Consider the following 18512-nt stretch of genomic DNA (forward strand, 5'->3'; position numbering starts at 1 on the left):
ATACTGCGAGTGTTTACTGAAAACTAAATACTAAAAATATGACAATCCTTGACGGTAAGAAAACTTCAAACGACATCAAAAATGAAATCAAAGTAGAAGTTGATAAGATGAAAGCCAATGGAGAGAAAGTACCTCATTTGGCTGCTGTGATTGTTGGTAACGATGGAGCAAGTCTTACCTATGTAGGAAGCAAAGTACGTGCATGTGAGCGTGTAGGTTTTGAATCTACACTTGTAAAAATGTCTAGCACTACGAGTGAAATTGAATTACTTGATAAAATTGAAGAGCTTAATCAGGATACTGATATTGATGGTTTTATTGTACAATTACCTTTACCTCCTCAAATAGATACACAAAAAGTACTCCTAGCGGTAGATCCCGATAAAGATGTAGATGGGTTTCATCCTACCAATTTTGGAAAAATGGCACTAGATATGAGTACATTTATTCCTGCAACTCCTTTTGGAATTTTAGAATTATTAGAACGTTATGATGTATCAACGAAAGGAAAGCATACGGTTGTTATAGGACGTAGTCATATTGTAGGTCGTCCTATGAGTATCTTAATGGGACGTAAAGGATTTCCTGGAAATTCTACTGTGACACTTACGCACAGTCACACTAAAAATATTACACAAATCACTTCTCAAGCAGATATTATTATTACAGCACTAGGTGTTCCAGGATTCTTAAAAGCAGAAATGGTAAAAGATGATGCAGTGATTATAGATGTTGGGATTACACGAGTTCCTGACGAAGCAAGAGAACGTGGATATTATATTACAGGAGATGTAGATTACGATGCAGTAAGTAAAAAAGCATCCTATATTACACCAGTTCCAGGAGGCGTAGGACCTATGACGATTGCTATGCTTCTTAAGAACACACTCTTAGCAAGAGAGCGTCATAGAGCAATGCGTAAATAATTATACTATAGATATATTAAAAACGGATCAAGAGATTGATCCGTTTTTTTATTAGTGAAACTCAATTTTGAGAAGTCTGTATGACATAATCAAAATGGTAAGTTGATTTAATCTCACTTTTTTCAGTGGGATCTTGGTTTATTCCTTTTTATTATTCAGATGCTTCCATAGCTGCAAAAGCAGCACCAATTAAACCTGCATGGTTTCTCGTTTTTGCAGCAACAAGAGGTACATTTGTTGTGAGTACATGTTTAAATGTATCAATATGTTTACTAATGCCTCCCCCTATGATGTAGTAATCTGGGGTACACACAAGCTCTACTTGTTTTAAGAAAAAGTCAAAACGTGCTGCCCATTCTTCATAAGAAAGTTCTTCTCTTTTTCTAGCAGAATTAGCTGCGTAAAATTCAATAGGTTTCTTCTTATACTGTATACGTCCTAGTTCAAAATTAGGGATTAGTTGTCCGTTATAAAATAAACCACTACCTATACCAGTACCCACAGTAATAACCGCAACTAGTCCTTTTTTTCCTTTCCCATTACCGAAGCGCATTTCAGCAAGTCCTGCAGCATCCGCATCATTTATAACGGTACATGGTAATCCAGTTTTCTCTTCAAATAGTTTGTCTATTTGTACATTAAGCCAGCTTTTGTCCATGTTTCCGTAAGCCTTAGCTTGCCCGTTTACAATCACCGTTGGAAACCCAACACCTACAGGACCTTTCCAATTAAAATGATTAATAATCTCTTGGACACACTCTGCAACTGCATCAGGAGTAGCTGGTTTTGGAGTGGGAATTCTAAAGCGTTCCCCTAGATAATCTTCTTTTTCTAAATCTACAGGAGCTCCTTTAATTCCAGTTCCTCCTATATCGATGCCTAAAATTTGCATAGAGTTCGTAACTTTTTTTGTCAACTAGCCGAAGATAACTATTTTCAATAATATGAATAAAATATCAGCGAGATTTCAACAAATAAAATATATAATGAGTTTGTTGTTAGGTAATTATTTTTATTTGAAAAACGTAAAAGTATACGCTTTCGCGAAAGCGTATAGAATTTACATCTCGTTCTTCAATAAAACCAGTACTACACAGTACTATTTACAAGTCTAGCCATTGTTTAAATGCTGCGGCTTTATTTTTTCCGATGATAATATCTATTTCTGATGTTGGATTTACTTGTATTTTAAGTTTACTGTTTCCAAATTTAGTAATCGTCTCAATAGCAGAAATAGCAACAATAATTTGTCTATTAGCTCTAAAAAATGATTTCTCATCTAAATAGGAATAAATTAAATCTAGACTCTCACTGGTCGTAGAACGTTTACCATCTTTACGTACAATATATGTAATCGTGTTTTCTACATATATATAGGAAATATCTTCTGTTGCTATAGGAAGTAACTCATTACGTACATAGGTGAGAATACGTTGTTTTGTAGTAGTTTTTGATATTTTGGTTTCTTCGGTGGTGACTGTTTTTTCTACTTGTTCTTCAACAGGTTTTTGATCTTCTTCACGTTCTCGTTTAAAATCAGATAAGTTTTTCTGATAATTTTCTAAAGAAGCATTAAGTTTTGATAAATTAAGGACCCCATCTTCAAGTTTTGTGTTTTTTAGAGCAAGTTGCTTTTCATAATAACTACTTATAATGCGTATAGATCCTAAAAAGAATACGAGCGTAATAAGGCCAATAATTATAAATGCAATATAGATTTGACTGCGAATTGTACTCGCTTGATTAATTACCTTTTCTTTATTAATATGGCTAGCAATGATCCAATCAGAATCTGTAACATAGGTTAGCCTAATGATTTCTGAAGAAACTATAGAATCTGTTTTTTTAAAAATCATATCATATAATCCTTCTCCTGTAAGTTCATTTTGCTTACCAGAGATGAGCGCATCACTTTGAGAAGGTGCACTTCCTATACTTTTTTTATCGGGATAACAAATATATTTTCCAGACCAATCTAATACAGAATTAAAAATATTATTAGAATTGGTTCCTGAAATACTTTTCTGAATGCGATTTGTTAACTCTTGGAGTTTTACTTTATCAGATTTTATAGTAATCCCCTCGCTCATAGTGGCAATAATATGAGCTTCTTGTTGTGCAGCTTCGATATCATTAGATAAGGCATTATTCATACTTAGACGCATAAAGAATGGAGTCGCTATAAGTATTATAATAATATATAATACAGACAGGCTTAATGCTGTGTACAAATAATATGGATGATACTTCATTAAAAAGTGTGTTAATTTATGATATAGCTAAAATAATACATTGTTGTAGATGTAGCAGTTTTTTGAGGTTTTGAGATTCCTTTTTAATGGTAAAATTTCCGTTTAAGCTATTTTACCCCTTTAAAATAGGGGAATACTAGACTAGGTGCGTTACATTTGTGATAGAAATAATGAATATAGGCTTTATTGTTTTTCTATTAAAGAAAGCAATTTTTTAGAATAATTAAAGACTTGAAAAAGAACTCATATATTAAAATAAGTATAATTACTATCATATGCATTGCAGGATTGATAGGGATATACGCTATTTTTAATTATGATGGAATTGATACTAGGGAGGCAAAAACAGAAATTAGAATTACAACCAGTGAGTTATTTGAAAATTTTAATAATGAAAAAGAAACTTCTTTTGATCAATATATAGAGAAAGCTCTTGAAATAAAAGGAACATTATATCAAATCACATATAGAGATCAGAAATACTCATTACTGTTAAGAGGTGATCAAATAGATCAACTCGTATTATGTGAAATGCAAGTAGATCAAGCTCCTATCATTGAGTCACTCAAAATAGGAGATGAAGTAAAAGTAAAAGGGATACTTAAAGGTTTTTTAATGGATGCAATTTTATTAAATTGTATCGTCATAGAAGAAGTCAATGAATAAATTATTACTATTATTTTTTGCAATTTATGGGATTGGTTTTGTAAATGCACAAGATCAATATATTACGAGACAGGGGGAGATTACATTCTTTTCATACACCTCTGTGGAAAATATACAGGCGACCAATAATCAGGTACTGAGTATCTTGTATCCTTCGTCTAAGAAAGTAGGAGTGCAGATTCTAATGCGTGCTTTTACATTCGAAAAATCATTAATGTACGAACACTTTAATGAAAGTTATATAGAGTCAGACTTATATCCTAAGGCTACATTTGAAGGTGATATTGTTGATTTTGATCCTAATCAAAAAGGGCCGCAAACTAGGATCATAAATGGGGAGTTTACATTAAGAGGTATTACAAAACCTGTAGAGGTTAAAGTAACAATAATTAATACAGACGGAGTATACAGTATTAATGGAACATTAGAGGTGTCTATTAAAGATTATGAAATCAAAGTTCCTCCTATATTATCTCCCAATATTGCTAAAAATATTCAAGTATCTTTTAAATTTCAATATGTACCTAATGATAATCAAAAATAAATTTCTTTACACGCTGTTGTTTTTGAGCATGGTTCACATGACGCATGCACAAGATATTTTAAAGGATTTGGAAGCGGCATCTGTTGAAGATTCCCAACCTACAATAGCCACCTTTAAAGGCACGCATATTTCTATAGGACACTCTGTAGAGACTCGTAAAAAAGGAGTATTAGAAATTTCTTCTATGAATCGTTTTTGGAATAGACCTATTCCAGACTCAGAGCGTGTACAAACATTTGCAGCCGATAAATGGAATAGTAGAATAGGTGTAGATTATGGGATTTCAGATCGCTTAACTGTTGGAGCTGGATATGGAACCGGATATAGATCTATAGATGTATATGGAAAATATCGTTTATTTTATCAAAGAGACTCAGGATCTAAATTTCCATTCAGTATCACGTTATTTCAAGGAGGCGTTTATAGAAATAAATCTTCTTTTAAAAGAATACTATCTGATGTAAATGATCCCACTTCGACTATAGAAATACGATCAGAAAATAAGTTTGCAGCTACAACACAATTGCTCATTGCTAGGAAGTTTTCTAGAAACTTTTCGTTTCAAATCGCACCAACATATATCTATAGAGCAGAAGATAAACTTGTAGATGGAGCAAACCCTAATCATTTTGCATTAGGTTTTGGAGCGAGATATAAAGTAAGTAATCATGTTTCTATTATATCAGAATATTATTATGTGGCAAATCCTGTAGATTTTGTAGATACTTACGGTCCATTTAGCTTAGGAGCTAATTGGGAAGTCTCTGATTTGCTATTACAATTTAAACTTACCAATGCTAGGAATCTTGTAGAAGATAAATTCATTATTAAAACAGAAAATAATTTCAACTTTAGAGATGGTAATCTTCACTTTGGATTTCATGCCACCTACTTTATTCAATTATAAACAGACACAATACTAAATAATGAGAAAGGGATACAGTTTTGTGTCCCTTTTTTTATTCATATATAGAATAGCCTTACTTTTCTTCATAAATCTTCCTTTAATATAATGAGATATCCATAGTATAAGAGTTGATATTCATTTTTAAATAAGAAATAGACATTATACGCTTTCGCGAAAGCGTATAAAACAAACGTTAAAGCTTCCTAATATAATTTTATAAGAAGTAAGAGCATCTCCCGTAGAATGGACCTTTCTTTGCGGGTTTTTGAAGTGAATCCTTTGTAACCCTATGTATATAAAGGCTTGCGAGAATTCCTTTTTAAAGCCATTTTTTCCACATCACACATATTTACTTGTAATAAGGGGCTTTCTGATAGTTTATTTGCATCAGAAAAAGAAAACGAAAAAATTCAAAATGAAAATTATTATAAGTAGCCATATTGATTATAACGGAAATAGAAAACCAATAATTCCTTTTAATCAAATTACGCTTTAAAGATAGTTAGTGTTTGCGTTAGCTAAATTGATTTGTTGATTTGAAAATAACTGCCTGATGATGTGCTATGATCATGGGCAGTTATTCATCAAAGTAAATCACTTAAATAATGTAAGTGCTATTTAATTACCAATGTTTAATCAAATAAATTTTTTAAAACTACTATTAAAAAAAATTACTTGTCATGAAAAAAAAACTATTTAATGTAAGTCTCTGGCTTATTATGGTATTATTTACCATAAGTGTCAATGCACAGGCAGATCCTGTGTTTACAAGCTTAGAGCCAAGTGCGCAAGCAGTAACAATTACCAATGCAGGTGATACAACGGTTGATATAGGAAGTTATCAATTATGTACTAATGGATTTAGATATGATTCTGTAGGGTCATTAACTACAGAGAGTACGATGCTAGCAGCTGGTGCTTCTATTACGGTAACGTGGAATGATATTCCAACAAATGGAAGTGGTACTTTAATGTTATTTACAAATTCTAGCTTTAGTTCTAGTAACCCTAACATTCTTAGAGATTATGTACGTTGGGGAACAGGTGCTGGTTTTAGACTAGCTCAAGGAGTAAATTCAGGAAGATGGAGTCGTTCGACTGCATCAGTTTCATTTACATGTCCTCCATCTGATGTATCAGGAATTATTAATACTGGTGGAACTAGAGGAGGTAGCCCAGGAGCTTGGGGAGATGCTGATGCAGGTGTCATAAGTCTTGATGTAAATGCTACAAATGCTGCAGGTGGAAACACTACTCGAATCCAAGGAGAGTTTGAAGTAAGTATCTGTGTAGATGGAAATCCAGATCCTGTAGTTGTAAATCATGTAACAGATGCAACACGTTCATATTTATATGTAATTACAGATGATAGTGAAGAAGAGACAATTCTTAATATTGTTGCTACAAATGAAATTAGTTTAGATGGAGCTGGTGTTGGCAATTGCCAAATATGGGGTTGGAGTTACTCTGGTCTTGGCGGACAAGCTGGAGCTCTTGCTACATTTGGTGGAGGTCCATTACAAGCGTTAAGAGATGCTGATTGTTCTGATATATCTCAAGAATCTATTACTGTAATTAGAGAAGCAGCTAATGCAGGAACTATAGGAATTGATGTAGCAGCAACAGAAGCTGCAGGTGGAAACACAACAAGAATCACTGGAGAGTTTGATGTAAATATCTGTGTGGACGGAAACCCTGATCCAATCGTAGTATTTCATGATACACCTTCAGTAAACTTATCATATAACTATGTAATTACAGATGCAACTACAGATGACGATACGATTTTAGCAATCGTTGCTACTAACGAGATTAGTTTAGACGGAGCTGGTGTTGGTGTTTGTGATATCTGGGGATGGTCTTATAGAGGACTTGACAACGATAGTTTTATCGGAATGCCATTACAATCGTTAAGAGATGCTGATTGTTCAGATATCTCAGCAGATAGAATTCGTGTAACTCGTGAAGAGGCAGACGCAGGAACTATCGGAATTGATGTAGCAGCAACAGAAGCTGCAGGCGGAAACACAACAAGAATCACTGGAGAGTTTGATGTAAATATCTGTGTGGACGGAAATCCTGATCCAATCGTAGTATTCCATGATACACCTTCAGTAAACTTATCATATAACTATGTAATTACAGATGCAACTACAGATGACGATACGATTTTAGCAATCGTTGCTACTAATGAGATTAGTTTAGATGGAGCTGGTGTTGGTGTTTGTGATATCTGGGGATGGTCTTATAGAGGACTTGATAATGATAGTTTTATCGGAATGCCATTACAATCTTTAAGAGATGCTGATTGTTCAGATATCTCAGCAGATAGAATTCGTGTAACTCGTGAAGAGGCAGATGCAGGAACTATAGGAATTGATGTAGAGGCAACAGAAGCTGCGGGAGGAAATACAGTACGTATTGACGGAGACTTTGATGTAAGTATTTGTGTGGATGGTAATCCTGATCCAATCGTAGTATTCCATGATACACCTTCAGTAAACTTATCATATAACTATGTAATTACAGATGCAACTACAGATGACGATACGATTTTAGCAATCGTTGCTACTAATGAGATTAGTTTAGATGGAGCTGGTGTTGGTGTTTGTGATATCTGGGGATGGTCTTACAGAGGACTTGACAATGATAGTTTTATCGGAATGCCATTACAATCTTTAAGAGATGCTGATTGTTCAGATATCTCAGCAGATAGAATTCGTGTAACTCGTGAAGAGGCAGATGCAGGAACTATAGGAATTGATGTAGAGGCAACAGAAGCTGCGGGAGGAAATACAGTACGTATTGACGGAGACTTTGATGTAAGTATTTGTGTGGATGGTAATCCTGATCCAATCGTAGTATTCCATGAGACACCTTCAGTAAACTTATCATATAACTATGTAATTACAGATGCAACTACAGATAATGAGACAATTTTAGCAATCGTTGCTACTAATGAGATTAGTTTAGATGGCGCTGGCGTTGGTGTTTGTGATATCTGGGGATGGTCTTACAGAGGACTTGACAATGATAGTTTTATTGGAATGCCATTACAATCATTAAGAGATGCTGATTGTTCAGATATCTCAGAAGATAGAATCCGTGTAACTCGTGAAGAGGCAGACGCAGGAATCATCGGAATTGATGTAGAAGCAACAGAAGCTGCGGGAGGAAATACAGTACGTATCGACGGAGACTTTGATGTAAGTATCTGTGTAGATGGTAATCCTGATCCAATTGTAGTGTTCCATGAGACACCAGCAGAGAATTTATCATATAACTATGTAATTACAGATGCAACTACAGATAATGAGACAATTTTAGCAATCGTTGCTACTAATGAGATTAGTTTAGACGGCGCTGGTGTAGGTGTATGTGATATCTGGGGATGGTCTTACAGAGGACTTGACAATGATAGTTTTATCGGAATGCCATTACAGGCGTTAAGAGATGCTGATTGTTCAGATATCTCAGAAGATAGAATCCGTGTAACTCGTGAAGAGGCAGATGCAGGAATCATCGGAATTGATGTAGAGGCAACAGAAGCTGCGGGAGGAAATACAGTACGTATTGACGGAGACTTTGATGTAAGTATTTGTGTGGATGGAAATCCTGATCCAATTGTAGTGTTCCATGAGACACCAGCAGAGAATTTATCATATAACTATGTAATTACAGATGCAACTACAGATAATGAGACAATTTTAGCAATCGTTGCTACTAATGAGATTAGTTTAGATGGCGCTGGCGTAGGTGTATGTGATATCTGGGGATGGTCTTACAGAGGACTTGACAATGATAGTTTTATCGGAATGCCATTACAGGCGTTAAGAGATGCTGATTGTTCAGATATCTCAGAAGATAGAATCCGTGTAACTCGTGAAGAGGCAGATGCAGGAATCATCGGAATTGATGTAGAGGCAACAGAAGCTGCGGGAGGAAATACAGTACGTATCGACGGAGACTTTGATGTAAGTATCTGTGTAGATGGTAATCCTGATCCAATTGTAGTGTTCCATGAGACACCAGCAGAGAATTTATCGTATAACTACGTAATTACAGATGCAACTACAGACGATGATACGATTTTAGCAATCGTTGCTACTAACGAGATTAGTTTAGACGGAGCTGGAGTTGGTGTTTGTGATATCTGGGGATGGTCTTATAGAGGACTTGACAATGATAGTTTTATCGGAATGCCATTACAGGCGTTAAGAGATGCTGATTGTTCAGATATCTCAGAAGATAGAATCCGTGTAACTCGTGAAGCTGCAGATGTAGATTCTACAATCTCTATAGATTTAGAAGCGACAGGAAATCCAAATGGTACAACTACGTTTGAAGATGATTTTGTAGCGATCATATGTGGAGATACACAAGCAGATCCATTAGTTATAGATGTAGACACTACAGGATCAGAATTACCTTATTATTTGTTAGTATTTAATTTTGAGACTTCTTTAATTGAAGATATCATTTTAACAACAGATAATAGTAGTGTTGTAGATTTGAATGGAATAACTAATTCAGAATTCGAAATTTTCGGATTATCAGGAGTATTACCAAACGATGGTCAGGATATTATAGGCCAGGAGTTTGATGTTATTTTTGAATTTGTAGATAGCGGTTGTTTAGCTCTTTCATTAAATTCAGTATTTGTACTGAGAGAAGTTGCTGATGGAGGAACTGTAGCCATTGATTTAGAAGCAACAGGAAATCCAAATGGAACAACGACTTTTAATGGAGATACAGAAGCTGTCATCTGTTTAGATTCACAAGCAGATCCAATAGTTGTCGTACACGAGAATGATTCTCCAAACTTATCATACCGTTATGTAATTACAGACGCTGAGACAGGATTAATCTTAAATGTAGTTGCTACTAACAGTATTGATTTAAATGCAGTAGAAGCCGGAACTTGCGAAATCTGGGGATGGTCTTATAGAGGTGTCCCAGGAAATGGATTAGATCAAATTGGAGAGCCATTATCAGCTCTTGATGATTTAGATTGTTCAGATATATCTGACAATGCAATAACGGTTATTAGAGAAGCTGCAGATGGAGGAACAGTAAGTGTTGACATAGATGCTACAGAAACAATTGGAGAAAATACAACGATCGTTACAGGAGATAACTCTGTGACAATCTTAGTAGGTGACGGTATACCAAACCCAATAGTGGTACAACATGAGAATGATTCTCCAAACTTAACATTCCAATATGTAATCACAGATACAGATGATGCAGAGACTATTCTTGGAATAACAAACTCAAGTGAGATTGATCTTGAAGGAGCAGGATTAGGAACATGTGCAATTTGGGGATGGTCTTACAGAGGATTAGGAGCTAGTATTCCTGATTTTATAGGACAGCCTTTACAAGTATTAAGAGATGAAGATTGTTCAGATATCTCAGAAGATTTTGTAGAAGTAATACGTACCGATGTACTTGCAGTAGAAGATAATCAAGTAGATGTTAATTTAAGCATGTATCCAAATCCAACAACGTCGTTCTTAAATATCTCATTAGGAGGTGTGAACAATGGATACGCTATTAATGTATACTCTATAACAGGACAAGTTGTAATGAGCGAACAATTCACTGCTCAAGATAACACATTAGATGTGTCAAGATTGAGTGATGGAATGTATTTATTGGAAGTGATTGATGAAGCTTCAAGCATAAGAACAATAAAGCGTTTTGTAAAGAGATAATGAATTAAACGTAATAAGGGTTCGTAATGAATTCTTGTTTATGATTGGTTGGGGAAAGGTCGTCAAGAAATTGACGACCTTTTTATATGTGAATATTTGTATAGTAAGAAATAGTAGCCTTAAACATATATTACACAAAAAGTAATAGTAAATAATGAAGTTTATAGACTATCAAAAAAAATATAGGAGTCACTACTAATACTACTACAGAAGGTGTTGAAGGTGTAATGATGGGTACTATAGATGGGGCAACAGATGGATCTACTTATGGATATGATAGTGGTTATTGAACCAAAATGTTTTGTGAGTTTTTGAGTAAATAAGTAATGTAATTACTTGGCAAAAAGCTGACTGTCGTCTTTAAAGGCTTTGAATTCAAGAGCATTTCCGCAGGGATCATAAAAAAACATAGTGGCTTGCTCACCTACCAATCCCTCAAACCGAATATAAGGTTCAATAATAAAAGTGATGTGAGGTGTTATCGCTTTCGCGAAAGCGTGAAAATCATTCCACTCAAGTACAACGCCAAAGTGAGGTACCGGGACCGCTTTCCCATCTACTTTGTTATGATGTTCTTCTACAGCATTTTTTTCTTTATAATGAATCACAAGTTGATGACCGAAAAAATTAAAATCTACCCAATGATTACTACTCCTTCCTTCTTCAAGTTGTAGAATATCTCTATAAAATACGCGTGCTTTTTCTACATTATCTACAGGAATTGCTAGATGAAAAGGTCTTAGAGTGCTCATGAGTTTTATTTTATAAATTCGATAATATGATTACGTACTTCGTCTTGATATAGTGAATGTCCAAGACCTGAAGTCTCTATATATGTGCTGTCTTTCCAATTTTCATGAATCCCTCTAGAGGCTTCTACAGGAGTGATCTTATCATATACATCATGTATAATGAGACCAGGAATATCTATAGATTGTGCAAAATTATACCCAGAAAACTCATCTATAGAGAAACCAAAGCGTTGTTGTACGAGATTGTCTATACCTCTCATAACACTATTTTTCATGCTCAGAATCTTCTGATAATCTTTCATGATTTCAGAAAGCTCAGAAGGTGCGCCTAAACTTACTAACTTCTTTATATGCGTTGGTTGATGTTTGTAGTAATGGAAGATGGTTGTTAATGCTCCTACAGAATGTCCAATATGAAATTCAGGTTTGTAATGTTGAGAGACTATTTCTAAACTCTCTGTATATAAAGGAACGTTTAAAATTTTACCCGTAGAGTTTCCATGTGCCGGCGCATCAAAACTAATGATGTTATACTGATGGTTTTGTAATACTTCTATAAGACGCCACCATCTGTGCGCATTACTCTCCCAACCGTGTATTAGTAAAACTGTAGGTCCAGAACCTTCCCATTTATAGGTTTGAACAGTGACTTTATCATTAATTTTTAATTGCTCATCTTTTGCAGCATTTAGAAATGCAGATTGATCTTCTTTAATGCGACCCCCTCTTGGGGTGCAGAAAATCAGAAATGCTTTACGGGCAGCTGCTTTTTTTGACCATAAAGACATGGCATTAATTTGAGTGCCAATAATCTTAGGTAGTAATTTGATGAGGATTTTTTTCAAACCTATGCTTCTCTATGTACGGTATCTGGGGAAAAAGCGGGTGTGCAAATAGCAATATATTCGCAAGCTTCATCAAAAGGATTACTGTACTGAATTCTTGTGTTTTTATTGATTTTGATAGATTGTCCAGCTTCTAATACGACCGTTTCTCTATCAATAATAAATTGTTTTTTCCCTTTAATGATATATGTATACTCATCAAATTCGGGTGTTTGAAAAGGCTCACTCCATCCGGACGGAGCAATCATATGCGCAATACTAATCTCTTGATTACCATCGGTGGCACGTCCCCAATGCTCTTCTATAACTTTTCCATCTGTAGTAGGAACTACAAAAGGAGTATTCTGTATATGATATGATTTTTTCATCTAGCGTTGGTTTTTATGTACAATACAAAGCGTTATTATAAAGGCCAAGAAAACATAAAGTGCTTAATCGGAGCTTCTCCTGGTACCTGTATAGGTTCTAATCGACTACTGGTACTAAATCGCACTTCTGATGATAAATGCTTTTTGTCTATAATAAAGTAGATTTCACTTTCTTCTACAGAAACAATAATAAAGTCGATCATATTACTGATCTTTTTAACCGTATATGCAGCTTGAATATCCTTAAATGTACTTTTTAAAGAGATCCCATTTTGAGTTGTATAACGATCATCAAAAAATTGAATATGATCAATAATTTCTTTGTCTTCTTTTTTTGCAGACAGTTTCATTAATTTAGTACCTCCTTTTTCAAAAAGCACATAATTGTCTGAATCTGTTTTTACGAGACTATCCGTTGGTCCTTTAAATAACGCTTTTAATTCGCTCGTTTTTGTTGTTTTTATTACAGGTCCTACAGCCTCATTGGTTACAGAAAATGAAGTGTCTTTTGTAGAACAAGAAGTAATACATACAGTGAGTATAAGTAATGTGATATAAATACGATTCATGAGAATTGGGTCTGTTTTCAATTTAATTATTTAAGCATTTTTCCTAAAATTCCAAATACGCCACGTATTACGGTAGCACTTGTAAGAACTTTAATAATTGCTTTTGATGTAGCACTCTGTGCTGGTTTTCTTGAAGAACTTCGTCTACCACTAGAACTTGATCTTGAAGCTTTCGTTCGCTCTTCTTTTGCTTTTGCTTTTGCTTCTTCTTCGTTTGCCTTTTCTATTTTTTTATTTAATAATTCATAGGCACTATCTCTATCTACGGTTTCGCTATATTTCTTAACGAGTTTAGAACCTGTATTAATAGCATCAAGTTCTTGTTGTGTTAAAATATCCATACGAGACATTGGCGCTCTAAGCATAGTTGCTGCTAGTGGAGTAGGACGTCCTTTTTCATCAAGAGCAGATATAAGTGCTTCTCCTATTCCTAACGAAGTTAATACCGTTTTGGTGTCATAATAGGGAGAATCAGGATAATTCTCTGCAGTCAATTTTATGGCTTTACGATCTTTAGCCGTAAAAGCACGAAGTGCATGTTGAATTTTTAATCCTAACTGACTCAAGACACCTTCTGGAATATCTGTAGGGTTTTGTGTGACAAAATAGAGTCCCACTCCTTTAGAACGTATTAATTTTACAATACTCTCTATTTGATTGTGAAGTGCCTTTGATGCTTCTTTAAATATAAGATGTGCTTCATCTAAAAAGATCACTAATTCTGGACGATCACTATCTCCTTGTTCTGGAAATGTCGAATAAATTTCTGCTAGTAAACTCAACATAAATGTAGAGAACAAGCCTGGACGATCTTGTATATCGGTAAGACGTACAATATTAATAATCCCACGTCCATCGTCTGTAACACGGGTTAAATCTTCGGTATCAAATGATTTTTCTCCAAAGAATATATCAGCACCTTGTTGTTCTAATTCTACAATTTTACGAAGTATAGATCCTGAAGATGCAGGAGAGATACGACCGTAATTTTCTTCGATTTCTTTCTTTCCTTCGCGAGTTGCATATTGCAAGATCTTTTTAAAATCTTTTAAATCTAGTAACGGTAATTTATTGTCATCACTATATTTAAATAAAATAGAAATAATACCAGCTTGTGCTACCGTAGCATCTATAATACGAGAAAATAGAACAGGTCCAAATTCACTTACGGTAGCTCTTAAGCGTACCCCATTTTGTTCAGAAAGTGTCAGAACTTCTACAGGAAAATCCTTAGCTTCAAAGGGAACTCCTATTTTTTTGTGACGTTCATCAATTTTTGGATGCCCGGGACTTGCCTTTGCAATTCCCGAAAGATCCCCTTTCATATCCATCATTAAAACAGGTATTCCTTGATCAGAAAGATTTTCTGCAAGTACTTGTAGTGTTTTTGTTTTTCCAGTTCCCGTAGCACCAGCAATTAATCCGTGGCGATTTAATGTTTTTAAAGGAACTTTTACATGCGCATTTGTTATGGTTTCTCCTTCCAGCATTGCTGCTCCCATCGTAATAAAGTCACCTTTAAACGTATTTCCAGCAGTTATAAAATCAAAAAAATCTTGTTTAGTATCCATAATTTATTGGTTGTAAAGCGTATGTATGCTATTGGGTGTTTTTCTGTATACGCTTTCGCGAAAGCATAAAAATAAACAATCCCTTAAAAAAGCGATAATTATCTGTTACATTTATCTCATCAAAAACACTGTATCTATGAAAACGAACCTTTTATCTGTACTATTACTCTCTATTTTCTTTTTTTCATGCGAAACAAAAGTCACTACGTCTGTAGGAGCTGATGATGAAAAAATCATTTCAGAAACTCCAACAGAAGTCACCTACCATGCATCTCACGAACCTAAAAAAGCAAATGCGCCATTTTCTGACGCTGTGCAAGTAGGGGATCTCTATTTTTTATCGGGTCAGATTGGTATGGATCAAAGCACAAGAACATTGGTAGAAGGGGGTATTGAAGCAGAGACAAAACAAACATTAGAAAATATTAAAGCAGTATTGGCACATCATGATATGGATATGAGTCACGTTGTAAAGTCACTTGTCGTATTAGACGATATCAAAGATTTTGCTGCTTTTAATGCAATTTATAAAACATACTTACCTCAAAAACCAGCACGTACTACATTTGCCGCCGAAGCTTTAGCTGCTGGTGCAAAGATTGAAATTGAAGTGATTGCAGTAAAGCGTTAATGACTATTTATAATAAGAAAGAGGCTATTCAATCTATGTTGTTAGCCTCTTTTTTTATGTGTTATGATGTATTACTTGACCACTTTTATATCAGTAAAGTATAATTTGAAACCACCTTCTTTATCACTATGTGAGGTTGAAATATTAAGTCCTTCAAAATCTTGATAGTCTGAGAATGTAGTCATCATAGAAGGAGCAGGTGCATTCCCTCGTCTAAATACCCATTCATCTATAATATAATCATCGTCATAATAAAAGTCATAAGCATCACCGGGAGTGTATCCTCCTTCAGTACCATATACTATGGTTAGTTTTTTAGCTAGTTTTTGAGAAAGTGGTGCCGTTGCAGTATCCTGTACTGTTATATTCGTGCCTTCATCCCATACCAATTGATAAGGTGCTAATAACCAAAACTTATCATTAATAAATCCTTGATCTGTTCTTTGTGAAAGGCTGTCTATCGTAGCTCTATTATAAGACACAACTTGGTCCCCATTAGTCATCGTTACATCATTAGTTTTTGGTTTCCAAGACCAAGAACGTTTAGCTACGTTTTGCCCTCCGCGGTCTACATTAAAAGTGAAGTCTATTTGAGAAACAGCATCCCAATGTTCAAATCCATTTGCAATGGCAATTTTTTCTGCTTCTGTAGATTCTTTCTTTTTTGTAGTAGTCTCTACGTTTGTACCTGATAATTCAGCTCCTTTTTCTTGTGTAGTTTCATTTTTACAACTCCCTAGTAGAAAGGCAAAAAAAGCTGCTAAATAAATAGTTTTCATAGTGTCTTATTTTAAGACAAAAGTACTGAAAGTATCATTAATAGTAGGGAAGTGTATATATAAAAAAGACCGCCATATAGGCGGTCTTTTTAGGGGGATAGTAGCAATATGAATTGTTACTTTACGATAAGAACGTTATCTGTCGATGTTGGGTTAAGCGGACAGAAGTATACGTATTCTCCTTTTGTTAATTTTGTAGGGTTAGACGTTCCTGTAGTATTATTTTCTACAGCAGCAGTAACATACGCAGTTTTGATATGGTTTTCTGGATTAGAAACATCTTTTCCTTTAGGTACTAATACAAAACCTACTTTATGACCTACATTGTTATTATCGATTTCAAAAACATATGTTCCTTCAGAAACTGTAAGTTGTTTTTGAGTGAATTCACCTTTAGTTTGCTCTAATGTTATTGTTTTTGAAGCGTCCTTCATCATTTTGTCTTGAGCTTGTGCTGCAAATGATACTGTGAATACTAATACGAATAATGCAATTACTTTTTTCATTTTTTTAATTTTAAGTGTGTGTGTTATTTATTTGAATTTTGAATTAAGCTACTACGCTGTCTAATGGTTGTGCCACTGGAAAATCAATTGGCACTTGAGTTGTATTGTGGATATAGTTTGAAATTGTTTTTTCTCCTACAAGAACAATAGTATCTATTAAGTTTTCATTCGTCCATCCTGCATTCAAGAAGTTATTTACTACAGCTTCTTCAGCACGGCCTCTATTTTCAGTAATATTTTTAGCAAGTTTTGCAAGTGAATCAAGTTTCGTATCAAAAGAAGCATTTCCAGCTCTTAATTCTAAAATTTGCTCATCAGTAAAACCATTCATTTTTCCAATAGCTGTGTGTGCAGAAAGACAATAGTTACATTCATTTACTTCACTTACAGCAAGGTTTACTACTTCTTTTTCTTTCGCTTTAAGCGAAGTAGGAGCATTTGCAAATGTTAAGTAGTTTGATAATGCGTTATCAGAATGTGCATACGTTGCATATAGGTTAGGTACAAATCCTAACATACCTTCTAACTTTTCGAATATTGCTTTGTTTGTATCGTTTACTTGGTCTTTTGTTGGAACATTAAATGTGCTCATAATTTCTATTTTTTATTTGTTTGATGTTTTGATTTTTATATTGGATGTACTCAGCGTACGTGATTTTTTATATTTAGAAGGAAGCTTCTTGGTCACAGTAGTAATCGTGTAAATGTTTTTGAGAACAATACATTTTTGGATTTATAGATTCTATAAACTTTGCTTTCCCTTTTCTGAAAACCTCTATAAGATTTAATACGGATATATGTTGTTTTGCCATCGTTGTTTTTATTTGATGACTTGGTCTAGGGTTTAGCGATAATCTTACAGCGATTGAGTAGCCATATATTCCCAAGTGAATGTCAATATTACCTCTTTGAGATAAAAATGACTGTTTTTTGTATGAAAAAGAAAAAATATGAAGTGATGACGTCCAAAAAACATATCTGAACGTATATGATAATATGTAGACTTTCTAGTAAATGGTTAAGTTAAATATAATATGAGTCTACAGAGCCATATTACTCTTAAATATGTCTTTCCCCCAATTTGATGCTGGGAAACCCTAAAAAGTTATTTTTAGGGTTTTCTTTTTTTTGGCTTAGGGATATTACCTACAAGAGGACTTCCCACTTTTAGTAATGATACAAGTGTATTTGCATCTTCTTCAAAAGCTTCATGATCTTCAGGAAGGACAAGCCATGTTTTTATTCCTAGAGATAAAAGTGGTCTAACACTTTTGAGTTGATGTTTTAATTTTTGATGATGCTCTTTTTTAGTCGCTATCCATATGCCATTATCTAAATGGTATTTTTCATGTTGACATAATGCAAATACAATACGGTCGTTTATATAAAATGCATCAATACCAAACATTTTTTTATGTCTTAGAGGTAGTGGATACAACCACTCGATAAAAAACTCAAAAGGCATTAGGATTATTTTTT

At 34.4% G+C, this 18512-nt stretch carries 18 protein-coding genes; 6 read left to right on the forward strand and 12 right to left on the reverse strand.

The annotated features are described in order from the left end of the window. The first annotated feature begins 38 nt into the window (after positions 1–38). Positions 39–926, forward strand: a complete 888-nt coding sequence (locus tag Q1A60_RS08420) for a bifunctional 5,10-methylenetetrahydrofolate dehydrogenase/5,10-methenyltetrahydrofolate cyclohydrolase (protein WP_299766273.1) — start codon at positions 39–41, stop codon at positions 924–926. Between the two features lie 151 nt (positions 927–1077). Here the strand turns inward: Q1A60_RS08420 and ppgK are convergent, their stop codons facing one another. After that, positions 1078–1818, reverse strand: coding sequence for a polyphosphate--glucose phosphotransferase (gene ppgK / locus Q1A60_RS08425; protein ID WP_299766272.1), 741 nt, complete (start codon positions 1816–1818; stop codon positions 1078–1080). Between the two features lie 211 nt (positions 1819–2029). Beyond that, positions 2030–3178, reverse strand: a complete 1149-nt coding sequence (locus Q1A60_RS08430; protein ID WP_299766270.1) for a LytTR family DNA-binding domain-containing protein — start codon at positions 3176–3178, stop codon at positions 2030–2032. A gap of 231 nt (positions 3179–3409) precedes the next feature. Here Q1A60_RS08430 and Q1A60_RS08435 point away from each other — a divergent pair, with 231 nt between their 5' ends. The 4 genes from Q1A60_RS08435 (at position 3410) to Q1A60_RS08450 (ending at position 11012) form a co-directional block, all read left to right on the forward strand. Next, positions 3410–3844, forward strand: a complete 435-nt coding sequence (locus Q1A60_RS08435) for a hypothetical protein (RefSeq protein WP_299766268.1) — start codon at positions 3410–3412, stop codon at positions 3842–3844. After that, positions 3837–4388 carry a YceI family protein gene (locus tag Q1A60_RS08440; protein WP_299766266.1) on the forward strand — a complete coding sequence of 184 codons (552 nt, stop codon included), beginning with the start codon at positions 3837–3839 and terminating at the stop codon, positions 4386–4388. Before Q1A60_RS08435 ends, Q1A60_RS08440 begins: the two co-directional genes overlap by 8 nt. Positions 4389–4425: 37 nt before the next feature. Beyond that, positions 4426–5295 (forward strand): DUF5777 family beta-barrel protein, encoded by an 870-nt coding sequence (locus Q1A60_RS08445; RefSeq protein ID WP_299766264.1) that lies wholly within the window; start codon positions 4426–4428, stop codon positions 5293–5295. A gap of 680 nt (positions 5296–5975) precedes the next feature. Further along, on the forward strand, positions 5976–11012 hold the full coding sequence (locus Q1A60_RS08450) for a T9SS type A sorting domain-containing protein (protein WP_299766262.1): 5037 nt from the start codon (positions 5976–5978) through the stop codon (positions 11010–11012). A gap of 332 nt (positions 11013–11344) precedes the next feature. Here Q1A60_RS08450 and Q1A60_RS08455 read toward each other — a convergent pair whose 3' ends face one another. From Q1A60_RS08455 to Q1A60_RS08475, 5 genes are read right to left on the reverse strand one after another with little or no spacing between them, the layout of a single operon-like run. Then, the gene (locus Q1A60_RS08455) at positions 11345–11764 is read right to left on the reverse strand and encodes a VOC family protein (protein WP_299766260.1); all 420 of its coding nucleotides are present in this window, start codon (positions 11762–11764) and stop codon (positions 11345–11347) included. Between the two features lie 5 nt (positions 11765–11769). Continuing rightward, on the reverse strand, positions 11770–12609 hold the full coding sequence (locus tag Q1A60_RS08460) for an alpha/beta hydrolase (RefSeq protein ID WP_299766258.1): 840 nt from the start codon (positions 12607–12609) through the stop codon (positions 11770–11772). A gap of 2 nt (positions 12610–12611) precedes the next feature. Then, positions 12612–12977, reverse strand: coding sequence for a cupin domain-containing protein (locus Q1A60_RS08465; protein WP_299766256.1), 366 nt, complete (start codon positions 12975–12977; stop codon positions 12612–12614). 35 nt (positions 12978–13012) lie between these two features. Further along, entirely contained in the window at positions 13013–13567 is a 555-nt protein-coding gene (locus Q1A60_RS08470; RefSeq protein WP_299766254.1) for a hypothetical protein, read from the reverse strand. Between the two features lie 5 nt (positions 13568–13572). Further along, positions 13573–15117 carry a helicase HerA-like domain-containing protein gene (locus tag Q1A60_RS08475; protein WP_299766252.1) on the reverse strand — a complete coding sequence of 515 codons (1545 nt, stop codon included), beginning with the start codon at positions 15115–15117 and terminating at the stop codon, positions 13573–13575. A 136-nt stretch (positions 15118–15253) separates the two neighbouring features. Between Q1A60_RS08475 and Q1A60_RS08480 the strand changes: the two genes are divergently transcribed. Next, positions 15254–15748, forward strand: coding sequence for a Rid family detoxifying hydrolase (locus Q1A60_RS08480; RefSeq protein WP_299766250.1), 495 nt, complete (start codon positions 15254–15256; stop codon positions 15746–15748). Positions 15749–15819: 71 nt separating this feature from the next. Here the strand turns inward: Q1A60_RS08480 and Q1A60_RS08485 are convergent, their stop codons facing one another. From Q1A60_RS08485 to Q1A60_RS08505, 5 genes are all read right to left on the reverse strand, one after another. After that, complete coding sequence (locus Q1A60_RS08485) at positions 15820–16527, reverse strand: hypothetical protein (protein ID WP_299766248.1); 708 nt, start codon at positions 16525–16527, stop codon at positions 15820–15822. 116 nt (positions 16528–16643) lie between these two features. Beyond that, a complete protein-coding gene (locus Q1A60_RS08490) occupies positions 16644–17033 on the reverse strand; it encodes a hypothetical protein (protein WP_299766246.1) in 390 nt (129 codons plus the stop codon). Between the two features lie 43 nt (positions 17034–17076). Next, positions 17077–17625, reverse strand: a complete 549-nt coding sequence (locus Q1A60_RS08495) for a carboxymuconolactone decarboxylase family protein (protein ID WP_299766244.1) — start codon at positions 17623–17625, stop codon at positions 17077–17079. 73 nt (positions 17626–17698) lie between these two features. After that, positions 17699–17845, reverse strand: coding sequence for a hypothetical protein (locus tag Q1A60_RS08500; protein WP_299766242.1), 147 nt, complete (start codon positions 17843–17845; stop codon positions 17699–17701). 299 nt (positions 17846–18144) lie between these two features. Next, positions 18145–18498, reverse strand: coding sequence for a hypothetical protein (locus tag Q1A60_RS08505; protein ID WP_299766240.1), 354 nt, complete (start codon positions 18496–18498; stop codon positions 18145–18147). Positions 18499–18512: the final 14 nt, after the last annotated feature.

The organism is uncultured Dokdonia sp. (genome assembly GCF_947492535.1).
Lineage (GTDB): Bacteria > Bacteroidota > Bacteroidia > Flavobacteriales > Flavobacteriaceae > Dokdonia.